The sequence below is a fragment of the Burkholderia sp. AU44665 genome (assembly GCF_030504405.1).
Taxonomy (GTDB): Bacteria; Pseudomonadota; Gammaproteobacteria; order Burkholderiales; family Burkholderiaceae; genus Burkholderia; species Burkholderia semiarida.
The window spans coordinates 195,229-208,818 of the sequence record NZ_JAUJRI010000005.1; the positions used below are offsets into that span (position 1 = coordinate 195,229).

A 13,590-nucleotide genomic window follows, 5' to 3' on the forward strand; every position below is an offset into this window, starting at 1 on the left:
TATGAAAGTAAAAGATCAAGTGATGTTTAGCGTATTTTTTAGCATCTTCTATCACGAATACAATCGACCCGACCTCTGAAACTGGAGCGCAAGGCTATGTCGGCCACAACGACACTCTCCTCTCCCGACGCCATTCTCTTCGACGCATTCGGCACGTTGTTCGACGTGCGTGCCGTGCTGGCCGCGGCAGAGCAGATGTTCCCCGGACACGGGGAACGGTTGTCGCAGCTGTGGCGACGCAAGCAGATCGAATACTCGCAGCTGCGCACGCTCGCCGATCCGGCCGGCGCGCACTACCGCCCGTTCCGGGACATCACGCTCGATGCGCTGCGGTTCGCCGCGCGCCGGCTCGGGCTCGCGCTGAACGGCGCGGCCGAGAAGCGGCTGATGGACGAATACGCGTGCCTGTCCACCTATCCCGACACGGTGCCCGCGCTGCGCAAGCTGCGCGCGCTCGACCCGCGCCCGCCGCTCGCGATCCTGTCGAACGGCACCCCGCAGATGCTCGACATCGCGATCAAGAGCGCGGGCATGTCCGGCCTGTTCGATCGCGTGCTGTCGGCCGACACCGTGCGCGCGTACAAGCCGAGTCCGGCCGCCTATGCGCTCGGCACCGCCGCGTTCGCAGCGAACCCGCGCGACATCGTGTTCGTGTCGTCGAACGCGTGGGACGTCGCCGGCGCGACCTGGTTCGGCTACACGACGTTCTGGCTCAACCGCACGGGCGCGCCCGCCGAGGAACTCGGCGCGCCGCCCGACGGCACCGGCACCGGCATGGCCGACCTGCTCGCCTTCCTCGCCACACCCGCCCCGGCTCCGTCCGGCAGACCCGCGAACCGCACGCGCCCCGGCCCGGGTGCATGACGCTCGCGGATGCCGCCTTCCCCCTTCACCGAAACCGCAACTGACCGACCAAGGAGATGAGACTCATGAGCACCCCGATCACGCTGCCGCAAGGCATGACGATCACCGGCGAAATCAAGCCGGGTTACGAAGCGATCCTGACGCCCGACGCGCTGGCACTCGTCGCGGCGCTGCACCGCACGTTCGAATCGCGTCGCCAGGCGCTGTTGCAGGCCCGCGTCGAGCGCACGAAGCGCCTCGACGCGGGCGAACGCCCTGATTTCCTCGCCGAGACGAAGGCGATCCGCGAAGGCGACTGGAAGGTCGCGCCGCTGCCGGCCGACCTGCAATGCCGCCGCGTCGAGATCACGGGCCCCGTCGAGCGCAAGATGATCATCAACGCGCTGAACTCGGGCGCCGATTCGTACATGACGGACTTCGAGGATTCGAACGCGCCGAGCTGGACGAACCAGATCGACGGCCAGATCAACCTGAAGGACGCGGTGCGCCGCACGATCTCGCTCGAACAGAACGGCAAGTCGTACAAGCTGAACGACAAGGTCGCGACGCTGATCGTGCGCCCGCGCGGCTGGCACCTCGACGAGAAGCATGTGACGGTCGACGGCCAGCGCGTGTCCGGCGGCATCTTCGATTTCGCGCTGTTCCTGTTCCACAACGCGAAGGAACTGCTCGCGCGCGGCTCGGGCCCGTACTTCTACCTGCCGAAGATGGAAAGCCATCTCGAGGCGCGCCTGTGGAACGACATCTTCGTCGCCGCGCAGGAAGCGGTCGGCGTGCCGCGCGGCACGATTCGCGCGACGGTGCTGATCGAGACGATCCTCGCCGCGTTCGAGATGGACGAGATCCTGTACGAGCTGCGCGAGCACAGCTCGGGCCTGAACGCCGGCCGCTGGGACTACATCTTCTCGGCGATCAAGAAGTTCAAGAACGACCGCGACTTCTGCCTGGCCGACCGTTCGAAGATCACGATGACGGTGCCGTTCATGCGTGCATACGCACTGCTGCTGCTGAAGACCTGCCACAAGCGCAACGCGCCGGCGATCGGCGGGATGAGCGCGCTGATTCCGATCAAGAACGATCCGGAAGCGAACGACAAGGCGATGGGCGGCGTGCGCTCGGACAAGCAGCGCGACGCGACCGACGGCTACGACGGCGGCTGGGTCGCGCACCCGGGCCTCGTGCCGATCGCGATGGAGGAATTCGTCAAGGTGCTCGGCGACAAGCCGAACCAGATCGCGAAGCAGCGCGACGACGTGCAGGTCGAAGCGAAAAACCTGCTCGACTTCCAGCCGGAAGCGCCGATCACCGAAGCCGGCCTGCGCAACAACATCAACGTCGGCATCCACTACCTCGGCGCGTGGCTCGACGGCAACGGCTGCGTGCCGATCCACAACCTGATGGAAGACGCGGCGACGGCCGAGATTTCCCGTTCGCAGGTGTGGCAATGGATCCGCTCGCCGAAGGGCGTGCTCGACGACGGCCGCAAGGTCACGGCCGAGCTCGTGCGCGAATTCGCGAAGATCGAACTCGACAACGTGAAGCGCGCGGTCGGCGGCAACACGCAGCCGTACGAACGCGCCGCGGCGATCTTCGAGCAGATGTCGACGTCGGAAGGCTTCACCGAATTCCTGACGCTGCCGCTGTACGAGGAAATCTGACGGCACGTCCGTTGCGATCGGCGGCCGGCCCCACGCCGCACCGCCGGCCGCATGGAGGACGGCATGAAGGAAGCGCCCCACGGGGCGCTTTCTTTTTGCAGCGATGCCAGCCGCCACCGGCAGGCACGCTCAGGCGGCGGCTTCCTGCTCGCGCCGGTGCTGGACCCAGTCGCCCGACGTGATGCGCGGGCGCCCGGCTGCCGCGTGCGCGGCGACCGGATAATACAGGCAGGCATACTGCCGGCCGCCGAGCTCGACCGTTACCTCCTCCGGCTTGAACAGCGAGTCGACGCCCGGATAGACGCGCTCGATTTCGTCGAGCACCGGGACGAGCCGCTCGTCGACCTCGTAGACGTCGCCCCACACCAGCGACTTGCCGGCCGTCCCGGCAATCATGCCCGGATACGTGCCGAAATCGTACAGCTCACCCGGCAGCGCGGCCGCGCCCAGCAGCGTCGGCGCGGCGATGCCGTGGCGGGCGGCCGCATGGCCGATGTCGTTGGCCTGTCCGGCTCTCAAGGTGCCATAGACGAATACGTGGCGCATCGTGGTTCTCCTCTTCAATTCGTGTGTTGCCGTGTTTGCGTGCGATCGGTGCGCGATGGGCGCGACCTGGCGCACGCATCGATAGACCGCGATACCGGCCCGATGGTTCGAACGGTCGGCACGCGCGGCGGCGGCAGCCGCCCCGGATTCGCCGATGCCCACACAAAGTTCATTTGAACCCGGCATGATGACCCGACAAACCGCCGCACGCGCACGCGCTGCGCCTTCTAAAATGACGGCAACGCCGCCGCGCCGCCCGAACCGTTCATGAATCCGCCCGCTCCAGCCGACGTATCGAACCCGTACGACGTCATCGACATCCCGCCGGAATTCGCACCGACCGCCGTTCATCCGATGCGCGTGCGCGCACGGCGGGTCGATGCCGGCCACCGCATTCCGCTGCACACGCATGCGTGGGCGCAACTCGCATACGCATCGCGCGGCGTGCTGCGCGTGGCGACGACCGGCACGACCTGGATGGTGCCGCCGTCCCGCGCGATCTGGGTGCCGCCGCACGTGACGCACGAAGTCACGATCGTCGAAGAGGCCTACTTGCGCACGCTGTACATCGACGAATCGATCGTGCCGGGCGGCCTCGATGCGTGCCGCGTCGTCGAGGTGACGGGGCTGCTGCGCGAACTGATCGTCGCACTCGATGCGCGCGAACTGAGCACCGCGCGCGAGCACCTGCTGTGCGGGCTCGTGCTCGACGAACTGAGTCATGCCGAACCGTTGCCGCTCGCAGTGCCGATGCCCGACGAGAAACGGTTGCGCCTTCTGTGCGAATCGGTACTCGCGCACCCTGCGCATGCGGAGTCGCTCGAACACTGGGCGAGCGAGGTCGGCGCGAGCACGCGCACGATCTCTCGGCTCTTCAAGCAGGAACTCGGGGTGAGCTTTTCGCAGTGGCGTCAGCAGGCGCTGCTCGCACGGGCGATCCCGCTGCTGAACCAGGGGCGCCCGCTGTCGCATATCGCGCGCGAACTCGGCTACCAGAGCCAGAGCGCGTTCTCGGCCATGTTCCGCCGGGCATTCGGCGAAAGCCCGCGTGCGTTCATGCTGCGCGGCTACGAACATCGAGGCCCGGAAGGCCGCGGCGCGGACGACGACGCGCGGGACGGCGACGGCGCGATCGACACTGTGCGCTGATCCTCGCGCGCCAGCGCGCCGGGCCGTCAGACCGGCCGCACCATGTGGCGGATCGAGCCGAGTTGCGCGAGCCGCGGGCCGGTCACCTGGTAGCCCATGCGCAGGTACAAACGCGCGGCAGGGTTGTCGACGAACACGCGCAACTGCAGTTCGTGCAGCCCGCGCGCACGTGCCCAGCGATGCGACATCTCGAGCATGTAGGTGCCGGCGCCCTGCCCGCGATGGCCGGCCGCGATCTGCACGTCGCGGATATGCAGCGAATCGCCCTCCTCGGTCACGCGCAGCACGCCGATGCGCTCGCCGTCGGCCTCGAGGATGAAGTTTTCGGATTCGCGCCAGCTCGCATAGAACAGGTCGCTGCGCCATACGAGCCCATGGCGCTTGTAGTAGCCGCCCATGTTGCCGTGCGTCAACGCTTCGGCATACGGAAAATCATCGCGCTCCGCGGGCCGGAGCTGATACAGGAGTCGCAGGTCGGTCGGATCGAGCATCGCGCAGGAGTCGGAAACGCATCCCGCCACGATAGCGCAGTCGCGTACGGATGCAATCGCGAATTTCTCGTAGGGGCGCGGTGCTCGATGCAGCATGCGGGACCACAACGCACAAACAACAATGCCCGCACGAGGCGGGCATTGTTGTTTGTTTGGCGGAGCGGACGGGACTCGCCCACATCCTGCAGGCTGCGGCTGCGCGTGCACGCGCAGCCCTTCGAGTCCCGCCGGAAGCCGCGCAGGCGGCTTCCTCCACTCCGCAGTCACGCGCCCGCCAGTGGGCGCAAAACCACAACGCACAAACAACAATGCCCGCACGAGGCGGGCATTGTTGTTTGTTTGGCGGAGCGGACGGGACTCGAACCCGCGACCCCCGGCGTGACAGGCCGGTATTCTAACCGACTGAACTACCGCTCCAGTCTTGCTGCTTGCCTGGCAGGTGTCGGTTACCTCCTGCCGGCGCGTCGTTTGTTCGAACGACGCCGAAATCTGGCGTCCCCTAGGGGATTCGAACCCCTGTACTCACCGTGAAAGGGTGATGTCCTAGGCCTCTAGACGAAGGGGACAACGTACTGCTTACATCCTTAACGAGAAAGCCCGTTCAAAAAACGCTTTTGAACGGGCTTCGTTCTGGCGGAGCGGACGGGGCTCGAACCCGCGACCCCCGGCGTGACAGGCCGGTATTCTAACCAACTGAACTACCGCTCCAGCTTTCTGCACTACCGCCTGCAGGATCTCGTCACGTTCCTGCGGGCGCTGCGACACTTCCATGAAACGCCGCTGAATCTGGCGTCCCCTAGGGGATTCGAACCCCTGTACTCACCGTGAAAGGGTGATGTCCTAGGCCTCTAGACGAAGGGGACAACGTACCGCTTACATCTTTAATACAAAAGCCCGCTCAAAAACGTCTTGAACGGGCTTCGTTCTGGCGGAGCGGACGGGACTCGAACCCGCGACCCCCGGCGTGACAGGCCGGTATTCTAACCGACTGAACTACCGCTCCAGCTTTCTTACCCAACCTGCGGGACGTCGGTTACGTTCCCGCAAGCCTCGCGACACTTCCATGAAACGCCGCTGAATCTGGCGTCCCCTAGGGGATTCGAACCCCTGTACTCACCGTGAAAGGGTGATGTCCTAGGCCTCTAGACGAAGGGGACAAAATCTTTTCAGATTTGTCTGACTTCCGCTATTTACTTTCAGTCAACAGCGAAGGCCGAAATTCTAACTGCTTTGAATCATTTTGTGAAGCATTTATTACTACCGCTGCTTCGCCAATCAATTCGGTTTGTTCTGATGGTGGAGGTAAGCGGGATCGAACCGCTGACCTCTTGCATGCCATGCAAGCGCTCTCCCAGCTGAGCTATACCCCCTTGCAGAACAGAAATGAGATTATATGGACCTACTTTGATCTTGTAAATACCCTTTTTGCGATTCGTGCGAAATTTTTTGCGAAGCTGCCGCGCGCTCACGCGCAGACAGCTTCAATGACGCACGAACTCAGGCCAGCGCGGCCTCGATGCGCGACACCACGACGTCGCGCCCGAACAGCACGAGCACCGCGTCGATCGACGGCGTATGCGTCGTGCCCGCCACCAGCAGACGCACCGGCATCGCGAGCTGCGGCATCTTCAGCTTGTGCGCGGCGAGCGTCGCCTTCAGCGCGGCGGACACCGCCTCCTTCGTCCACTCGGCCGCCTTCAGCGCGGCGACGAGATCCGCCAGCGCCGGCCGTACCGCATCGGTCACGTGCTGTGCGAGCGCGTCCGCGTCGGGCGCCGGCACACGGTAGAACATCGTCGCGCCTTCCGCGATCTCCTTGACCGTCGTCGCACGGTCCTTCATCAGGCCGACCACCGCATCGAGCGCCGGGCCCGTCGCGATCGCCGCGTCGTCGATGCCGAGCGCGTCGAGAAACGGCTTCGCGAGTTCCGCAAGGCGTGCGTTGTCGGCTTCCTTGATGTAGTGCGCGTTCAGCCAGCTCAGCTTGCTGTGGTCGTACTGCGCGGGCGACTTGCCGAGATGCTCGAGATCGAACCATTCGACGAACTGCTCGCGCGAGAAGATTTCCGCATCGCCGTGCGACCAGCCGAGACGCGCGAGATAGTTGACCACGGCTTCAGGCAGGAAGCCCGCATCGCGGTACGCCATCACGCTCATCGCGCCATGCCGCTTGCTCATCTTCTCGCCCTGCTCGTTCAGCACGGTCGGCAGGTGCGCATAGACGGGCGGCTCGCCGCCGAGCGCCTTCAGGATGTTGATCTGGCGCGGCGTGTTGTTCACGTGGTCGTCGCCACGGATCACGTGCGTGATGCCCATGTCCATGTCGTCCACCACCACGCAGAAGTTGTAGATCGGCGTGCCGTCCGGGCGCGCGATCACGAGGTCGTCGAGTTCCTCGTTCGAGATCTCCACACGCCCCTTCACCGCGTCGTCCCACACGACCGTACCCGTCAGCGGATTGCGAAAGCGCAGCACCGGCTTCACGCCGGCCGGCGGCTCCGGCAGCACCTTGCCGGGCTCCGGACGCCACGTACCGTCGTAGCGCGGCTTCAGGCCGGCCTCGCGCTGGCGTTCGCGCAGCGCGTCGAGTTCCTCGGCCGACATATAGCACGGATACGCGAGGCCCTTCTCGAGCATCTGCGCGAGCACTTCGCGATAGCGGTCCATCCGCTGCATCTGGTAGATCGGACCTTCGTCGAAGTCCAGCCCGAGCCATTGCATCCCTTCGAGGATCGCATCGACCGCTTCCTGCGACGAGCGCTCGACGTCGGTATCCTCGATGCGCAGCACGAACGTGCCTTTCATCTTGCGGGCGAACGCCCACGGATAGAGTGCGGAGCGGATGTTGCCGAGGTGGATGAAGCCGGTGGGACTCGGCGCGAAGCGGGTACGGACAGGACGGGTCATAAACGGTAACTCGAACGCCTGGGGCGCATGAATGATTCGACGCGGGACGGTGGCGGCAGCGTGGACAGCAACGGAGCCGGCGACGCCCGGAACGGGAAAGAAGCCGGAATTATACTCGCGCCGGACATCGCGCCAAGCGCGCCGCTTGCTTTATGATGTGCGCGCCGCGGCCGCCAGCCGGCGCCGCGCCGGCCGCACGGAACCCGCCGCGCGGCCTCGGAAACCATCGCAGCCGCGGGCCGCACGACCCGCCGCGCCAAGCCGCCGGAGAACCATTCGATGTCGTCCCCTCGCCTGTCGCGCCGCCACTTCACGATCGCGTGCGCGTCCGCCAGCCTCGCCGCCTGTACGTCCATCGGCGACAAGTCCCGCCCCGGCACGGCATTGCCGCAGGAGAAGCCGGTGAAGATCGGCATCGCGCTCGGCGGCGGCGCCGCGCGCGGCTTCTCGCACATCGGCGTGCTGAAGGCGCTCGAGGCGCGCGGCATCCCGATCGAGATCGTCGCCGGGACGAGCGCGGGCTCGGTGGTCGGCGCGCTCTACGCGTCGGGCATGAACGCGCTGCAGATCAACAAGATCGCCCTCGACATGGACCAGGCGTCGATCAGCGACTGGGCGTTGCCGTTCCGCTCGCGCGGCCTGCTGCAAGGCGTGGCGCTGCAGAATTTCCTGAACAAGACACTCAACAACCGGCCGATCGAGAAGATGGCGAAGCCGCTCGGCATCGTCGCGACGGACCTCCAAAGCGGCCAGCCGATCCTGTTCCAGCAAGGCAACACGGGGCTCGCGGTGCGCGCGTCGTGCAGCGTGCCGTCAGTGTTCGAGCCGGTGAAGATCGGCAGCCGCGAATATGTGGACGGCGGCCTCGTGAGCCCGGTGCCCGCATCGTTCGCGCGCAAGATGGGCGCGAGCTTCGTGATCGCGGTCGACATCTCGGCCCGGCCCGACGGCGCGGCGACCAACAACCCGATCGAGATGCTGTTGCAGACCTTCACGATCATGGGTCAGACGATCAAGACCTACGAACTCGACAAGTATGCGGACGTCGTGATTCGTCCGAACCTCGCGGCGATGGGCGGCAGCGACTTCAACCAGCGCAACGCGGCGATCCTCGCGGGCGAGGAAGCGGTCGCGCGCATCATGCCGGAACTGCAGCGCAAGCTCGCGGCGGCGCGTGGCGTGACTGCCGCCGCATAACACGATGGGCGGGAGGCCGCGGCACACGCGCCTGCCGGTGGCCGACGGAACGATTTCCGCCTCGTCCGTCGTCCGCGCCGGCCTCAAAACAAAAAACCCTGCCGCCTTCCGGTGACAGGGTTTTTTATTGTCCGGCCTGACCGACCGGCCAACGTCAGTTGCTGCCGTTCGCCGAATCGTCGCCGAGCGTCGCGCGCACGCGCTGACGCAGGTCTTCGGGCTTCATCGGGAATTCCGATTCGATCCGGCGCGCGCCGGTGAAACGCTTTTCCCAATAGCCGCTGTCGAGATCGTCGACGCGGACGGTGCTGCCCGTCGACGGCGAATGCACGAACTTGTTGTCGCCGATGTAGATGCCGACGTGCGAGAACGTGCGGCGCATCGTGTTGAAGAACACGAGATCGCCCGGCTTCAGGTTGCTCATGCTCACCTTCTCGCCGACACGGCTCATCTCTTCCGCGCGACGCGGCAGCGACATGCCGAGCGTGTCCTGGAACACGTAGCGCACGAAACCGCTGCAGTCGAGGCCCGAATCCGGCGAGTTGCCGCCCCAGCGATACCTCACGCCGATCATGTTCAGCGCGCCGACCACCACGTCGCCTGCCTTGCCCGCCATGCCGGCAAGGAACGACTTCGCGCCGCCGCTGGACGGCTGCGCGCTGGTCTGCTGGAGGGAGGAACTCGACCCGATCTGAGTCGAATTGGTGACATTCTGGTTAAAACTGCTGACTTCGTCGGCGAACGCGCCGGGAGCTGCTGCGAACAGGGCGCCGATGAATAGCCCGGCGATGGTGCGCGCGCATGCCTGGGTCAGGGATCGATGCTGCATTGGTCGATGGAATGTGCTTAAAAATCAGCTGATTGGCGGAAAATTTCGGTCGATACTAGCCAGCGCGTAATCGTTTGTCAAAACAAATTAAAAAATACAATCGAGATGGTCAGACCATTGGACGCCTATCACGCTTTCCAGACCGCTTTCAACAGCTTTTGTGTGTAAGGATGTGACGGTCTCGCGAAGACGTCGGCCACCTCCCCCGACTCGACGACGGCGCCGTCCTGCATCACCGCGACGCGGTGCGCCATCGCGCCGATCACCTCCAGGTCGTGGCTGATGAAGACGTAGCCGAGGTTGTATTTCTGTTGCAAATTCGCGAGCAGCTTCAGCACCTGCTGCTGGATCGACACGTCGAGCGCCGAGGTCGGCTCGTCGAGGATCAGGATGCGCGGCTCCAGCACCAGCGCGCGCGCGATCGCGATCCGCTGGCGCTGGCCGCCCGAGAATTCGTGCGGATAACGGTGCAGCACCGTGCGGTCGAGGCCGACTTCGCGCAGCACCGCGAGCGATTTCGCGCGGCGCGCATCGGGCGTCATGTCCGGGCGGTGCAGCTCGAGCCCCTCGCCGACGATCCGCTCGATCGTGTGACGCGGCGAAAGCGAACTGAACGGATCCTGAAAGACCACCTGCATGTTCGAGCGCAGCGCGGTCTGCTCGCGGCCGCGATAGGTCGACAGCGCGCGTCCCTGGAATTCGATCTCGCCGCCGGCCGTCTTCTGCAGCCCGAGCAGCGCCATCGCGAGCGTCGACTTCCCCGATCCCGATTCGCCGACGATCCCGAGCGTTTCGCCCTGCCGCACCGACACCGACACGTCGGCCACGGCCGTCACCGGCACCGTGCCGAACCAACCCGCGAAGCCCGGCCGCTTGCGCGCGAACTGCACGCTCACGTGGCGCGCGTCGAGCACGACGGGCGCGATCGGCATCACCGGCGTGACCGCCCGCTGCGGCCGGCTGTTCAGCAGCCGCTGCGTATACGGATGCTCGGGCGCCGCGAAGATCCGCTCGACGGGCCCGCTCTCGACCAGCCGGCCGTGCTCCATCACCGCGACGCGCTGCGCGAAGTGCCGCACGAGATTCAGGTCGTGCGTGATCAGCAGGATCGCCATCCCGCGCTTTTCCGCTTCCTCGCGCTGCAGTTCCAGCAGCAGATCGACGATCTGCGCGCGGATCGTCACGTCGAGCGCGGTGGTCGGCTCGTCGGCGAGCAGCAGGCGCGGCCGGCACGCGAGCGCCATCGCGATCATCGCGCGCTGCCGCTGGCCGCCCGACAACTGGTGCGGGTAGCTGTCGACGCGCTTGTCCGGCTCCGCGATGCCGGTGCGCGCGAGCAGCGCGATCGCCCGCTTGCGCGCCTCCACGGCCGATACGCCGTCGTGCAGCACGATCGTCTCGCCGATCTGCACGCCGATCGTGTACAGCGGATTGAGCGCCGTCATCGGCTCCTGGAAGATCATCGCGATGTCCGAGCCGCGCAGCCCGCGCATCTCGCGCTCGCTCCTGGCCGCCAGATCCTGCCCCGCGAAGCGGATCGCGCCCGTGACCTCGGCGTCGCGCAGCAACCGCAGGATCGACAGCGCGGTCACGCTCTTGCCGGACCCCGACTCGCCGACGAGCGCGACGCGCTCGCCGCGCCCGATCGCGAGCGTCACGTCGTCGACCGCGACCGTGTCGCCGAAACGGACGTGCAGACGCTCGAGCGACAGCAGCGGCTCGTGTTGCGTCGATACGGTCGACTCGCTCATCGCTGCCCTCCCGCCGCGCGCACCGAATCGGCGATCCGCGTGTCGAGCGCGTTGCGCAGCGCATCGCCCATGAAGGTCAGCAGCAGCAGCGTCGCGACCAGCACGCCGAACGTCGACAGCGAGATCCACCACGCATCGAGATTGCCCTTGCCCTGCGCGAGCAGCTCGCCCAGGCTCGGCGTCGGCGGCGGTACGCCGAGGCCGAGGAAATCGAGGCTGGTGAGCGCGAGGATCGAGCCGCTCATCCGGAACGGCAGGAACGTGATCACCGGCGTCAGACTGTTCGGCAGCACGTGGCGCCAGATGATCTGCCAGTTCGTCAGCCCCATCGCGCGGGCCGCGCGCACGTAGTCCTGCGTGCGGTTGCGCAGGAATTCCGCGCGCACGTAGTCGGCGAGCCCGATCCAGCCGAACAGCGACAGCAGCACGATCAGCAGCAGGAAGCTCGGCTCGAAGATCGACGCGAAGATGATCAGCAGGTACAGCTCCGGCAGCGAGCTCCAGATCTCGATCAGCCGCTGCCCGACGATGTCGATGCGCCCGCCGAAGAAGCCCTGCACCGCGCCCGCGGCGATCCCGAGCAGCGTGCCGATCGCGGTCAGGATCAGCCCGAACTCGACCGACACGCGGAACCCGTACACGAGCCGCGCGAGCAGGTCGCGGCCCTGCGCATCGGTGCCGAGCCAGTTCTCGCGCGACGGCGGCGCCGGATTCGGCACGTTCGAGAAGTAGTTCAGCGTGTCGTAGTAATAGCGGTTCGGCGGATAGACGACGAAGTTGCCGGGCGCCTCGAGCCGCTTGCGCACGTACGGATCGAGATAGTCGGCCGGCGTCGGGAAATCGCCGCCGAAGGTCGTCTCCGGGTACGCATGGAACATCGGGAAATAGGTCTGGCCGTCGTAGCGCACGACGAGCGGCTTGTCGTTCGACCACAGCGGCGCCGCAAGGCTCGCGGCAAAGGCCACGACGAAGATCACGAAGCTCCAGTAGCCGAGGCGCTGCTGCCTGAAGCGCTGCCACACGCGGCGCGCGGGCGACGGCGACACGCGCGCGCGCGCGGCATCGATGCGGGGGGATGCGACGGCCCGGTTCATCGCGCGCCTCGCCCGATGACGCCGGGCATGCGAACGGCTCGTTTCATGTCAGCGCTCCAGGTTGTCGAATTGAATGCGCGGATCGACCCACACATAGCAAAGATCGGAGATCAGCTTGGTCGCGAGCCCGATCAGCGTGAACAGGTACAGCGTGCCGAGCACGACCGGGTAATCGCGCCGCACGACCGACTCGTACGACAGCAGGCCCAGGCCGTCGAGCGAGAACAGCGTCTCGATCAGCAGGCTGCCGGTGAAGAACGCGCCGATGAACGCGGCCGGAAAGCCGACGATCAGCGGCAGCATCGCGTTGCGGAACACGTGCTTCCACAGCACGCTGCGCTCGGAGAGCCCCTTCGCGCGCGCGGTCAGCACGTATTGCCGGCGGATCTGGTCGAGGAACGCGTTCTTCGTGAGCATCGTGACGACCGCGAAACTGCCGACGACCGACGCGGTGATCGGCAGCGCGATGTGCCACAGGTAGTCGAGCACCTTGCCGGCGAGCGACAACTGCGCGAAGTTGTCCGACGTGAGGCCGCGTAGCGGAAAGAGCTGCCAGAACGAGCCGCCGCCGAACAGCACGAGCAGCAGCACGCCGAGCACGAAGCCCGGAATCGCGTACCCGACGAGCACGACGAGGCTCGTCGCGACGTCGAACGGCGAACCGTTGCGCACGGCCTTCGCGATGCCGAGCGGCACCGAGATCAGGTACGTGAGGAAGAACGTCCACAGCCCGATGCTGATCGACACGGGCAGCTTCTGCACGACCAGCGCCCACACGCTCTGGTGGCGGAAGTAGCTGTCGCCCAGATCGAAGCGCGCGAAGCGCTTCAGCATCAGCCAGTAGCGTTCGAGCGGCGGCTTGTCGAAGCCGTACAGCGCCTTCAGTTGCGCGAGCTGCTGCGCGTCGACGCCGGTGTGCGCGCGCATCCCGAACGGCGTCGCGCCCTGCTCCGTCGCGCCCTTGCGCAACTCCTGCACGGCCTGCTCGACCGGGCCGCCCGGCACGAACTGGATCACCGCGAACGTGAGCGTCAGCACGCCGACGAGCGTCGGGATCATCAGCAGCAGGCGTTTGAGGATGTAGCTCCACATAGGGCGTCGACT

At 66.1% G+C, this 13,590-nt stretch carries 11 protein-coding genes and 7 tRNA genes; 4 read left to right on the forward strand and 14 right to left on the reverse strand.

What is annotated here, in order from left to right:
* Positions 1-96 precede the first annotated feature (96 nt).
* Positions 97-864 carry a haloacid dehalogenase type II gene (locus tag QZM15_RS13730; protein WP_060966285.1) on the forward strand — a complete coding sequence of 256 codons (768 nt, stop codon included), beginning with the start codon at positions 97-99 and terminating at the stop codon, positions 862-864.
* A 65-nt stretch (positions 865-929) separates the two neighbouring features.
* Positions 930-2,522 (forward strand): malate synthase A, encoded by a 1,593-nt coding sequence (gene aceB, locus QZM15_RS13735; protein ID WP_059573729.1) that lies wholly within the window; start codon positions 930-932, stop codon positions 2,520-2,522.
* A gap of 129 nt (positions 2,523-2,651) precedes the next feature.
* On the opposite strand, the gene QZM15_RS13740 is transcribed toward aceB, so the two are convergent.
* Entirely contained in the window at positions 2,652-3,068 is a 417-nt protein-coding gene (locus QZM15_RS13740) for a gamma-glutamylcyclotransferase (protein ID WP_124863709.1), read from the reverse strand.
* A 267-nt stretch (positions 3,069-3,335) separates the two neighbouring features.
* On the opposite strand from QZM15_RS13740, the gene QZM15_RS13745 reads away from it, so the two are divergent.
* Complete coding sequence (locus tag QZM15_RS13745; protein ID WP_124863711.1) at positions 3,336-4,217, forward strand: helix-turn-helix domain-containing protein; 882 nt, start codon at positions 3,336-3,338, stop codon at positions 4,215-4,217.
* Positions 4,218-4,243: 26 nt separating this feature from the next.
* Here the strand turns inward: QZM15_RS13745 and QZM15_RS13750 are convergent, their stop codons facing one another.
* The 9 genes from QZM15_RS13750 to gltX all read right to left on the reverse strand — a co-directional run bounded on the left by QZM15_RS13750 (position 4,244) and on the right by gltX (position 7,615).
* A complete protein-coding gene (locus tag QZM15_RS13750; RefSeq protein WP_302106573.1) occupies positions 4,244-4,708 on the reverse strand; it encodes a GNAT family N-acetyltransferase in 465 nt (154 codons plus the stop codon).
* A gap of 340 nt (positions 4,709-5,048) precedes the next feature.
* Positions 5,049-5,125: transfer RNA gene (locus QZM15_RS13755), tRNA-Asp, on the reverse strand.
* A gap of 73 nt (positions 5,126-5,198) precedes the next feature.
* A tRNA-Glu gene (locus QZM15_RS13760) sits at positions 5,199-5,274 on the reverse strand.
* 65 nt (positions 5,275-5,339) lie between these two features.
* Positions 5,340-5,416, reverse strand: a tRNA-Asp gene (locus QZM15_RS13765).
* A 79-nt stretch (positions 5,417-5,495) separates the two neighbouring features.
* Positions 5,496-5,571: transfer RNA gene (locus QZM15_RS13770), tRNA-Glu, on the reverse strand.
* Between the two features lie 63 nt (positions 5,572-5,634).
* A tRNA-Asp gene (locus QZM15_RS13775) sits at positions 5,635-5,711 on the reverse strand.
* A 78-nt stretch (positions 5,712-5,789) separates the two neighbouring features.
* A tRNA-Glu gene (locus QZM15_RS13780) sits at positions 5,790-5,865 on the reverse strand.
* 137 nt (positions 5,866-6,002) lie between these two features.
* Positions 6,003-6,078 (reverse strand) — tRNA-Ala (locus QZM15_RS13785).
* A 127-nt stretch (positions 6,079-6,205) separates the two neighbouring features.
* The gene (gene gltX, locus QZM15_RS13790; RefSeq protein WP_060310058.1) at positions 6,206-7,615 is read right to left on the reverse strand and encodes a glutamate--tRNA ligase; all 1,410 of its coding nucleotides are present in this window, start codon (positions 7,613-7,615) and stop codon (positions 6,206-6,208) included.
* A 279-nt stretch (positions 7,616-7,894) separates the two neighbouring features.
* Here gltX and QZM15_RS13795 point away from each other — a divergent pair, with 279 nt between their 5' ends.
* Positions 7,895-8,812, forward strand: coding sequence for a patatin-like phospholipase family protein (locus tag QZM15_RS13795; RefSeq protein ID WP_099316541.1), 918 nt, complete (start codon positions 7,895-7,897; stop codon positions 8,810-8,812).
* Positions 8,813-8,966: 154 nt separating this feature from the next.
* Here QZM15_RS13795 and QZM15_RS13800 read toward each other — a convergent pair whose 3' ends face one another.
* The 4 genes from QZM15_RS13800 to QZM15_RS13815 all read right to left on the reverse strand — a co-directional run bounded on the left by QZM15_RS13800 (position 8,967) and on the right by QZM15_RS13815 (position 13,578).
* Positions 8,967-9,641, reverse strand: a complete 675-nt coding sequence (locus QZM15_RS13800; protein ID WP_226226137.1) for a C40 family peptidase — start codon at positions 9,639-9,641, stop codon at positions 8,967-8,969.
* A 128-nt stretch (positions 9,642-9,769) separates the two neighbouring features.
* Positions 9,770-11,392 (reverse strand): ABC transporter ATP-binding protein, encoded by a 1,623-nt coding sequence (locus QZM15_RS13805; RefSeq protein ID WP_060966290.1) that lies wholly within the window; start codon positions 11,390-11,392, stop codon positions 9,770-9,772.
* Positions 11,389-12,486, reverse strand: a complete 1,098-nt coding sequence (locus tag QZM15_RS13810) for an ABC transporter permease (RefSeq protein WP_059573665.1) — start codon at positions 12,484-12,486, stop codon at positions 11,389-11,391. The genes QZM15_RS13805 and QZM15_RS13810 overlap by 4 nt, the downstream gene beginning before the upstream one ends.
* 48 nt (positions 12,487-12,534) lie before the next feature.
* Complete coding sequence (locus QZM15_RS13815) at positions 12,535-13,578, reverse strand: microcin C ABC transporter permease YejB (RefSeq protein WP_059573664.1); 1,044 nt, start codon at positions 13,576-13,578, stop codon at positions 12,535-12,537.
* Positions 13,579-13,590 lie beyond the last annotated feature (12 nt).

Bases quoted from the DNA above. Each gene is read 5' to 3' on its own strand.
- QZM15_RS13730 (WP_060966285.1), top strand. From the start codon at position 97: ATGTCGGCCACAACGACACTCTCCTCTCCCGACGCCATTCTCTTCGAC.
- aceB (WP_059573729.1), top strand. From the start codon at position 930: ATGAGCACCCCGATCACGCTGCCGCAAGGCATGACGATCACCGGCGAA.
- QZM15_RS13740 (WP_124863709.1), bottom strand. From the start codon at position 3,068: ATGCGCCACGTATTCGTCTATGGCACCTTGAGAGCCGGACAGGCCAAC.
- QZM15_RS13745 (WP_124863711.1), top strand. From the start codon at position 3,336: ATGAATCCGCCCGCTCCAGCCGACGTATCGAACCCGTACGACGTCATC.
- QZM15_RS13750 (WP_302106573.1), bottom strand. From the start codon at position 4,708: ATGCTCGATCCGACCGACCTGCGACTCCTGTATCAGCTCCGGCCCGCG.
- gltX (WP_060310058.1), bottom strand. From the start codon at position 7,615: ATGACCCGTCCTGTCCGTACCCGCTTCGCGCCGAGTCCCACCGGCTTC.
- QZM15_RS13795 (WP_099316541.1), top strand. From the start codon at position 7,895: ATGTCGTCCCCTCGCCTGTCGCGCCGCCACTTCACGATCGCGTGCGCG.
- QZM15_RS13800 (WP_226226137.1), bottom strand. From the start codon at position 9,641: ATGCAGCATCGATCCCTGACCCAGGCATGCGCGCGCACCATCGCCGGG.
- QZM15_RS13805 (WP_060966290.1), bottom strand. From the start codon at position 11,392: ATGAGCGAGTCGACCGTATCGACGCAACACGAGCCGCTGCTGTCGCTC.
- QZM15_RS13810 (WP_059573665.1), bottom strand. From the start codon at position 12,486: ATGAACCGGGCCGTCGCATCCCCCCGCATCGATGCCGCGCGCGCGCGC.
- QZM15_RS13815 (WP_059573664.1), bottom strand. From the start codon at position 13,578: ATGTGGAGCTACATCCTCAAACGCCTGCTGCTGATGATCCCGACGCTC.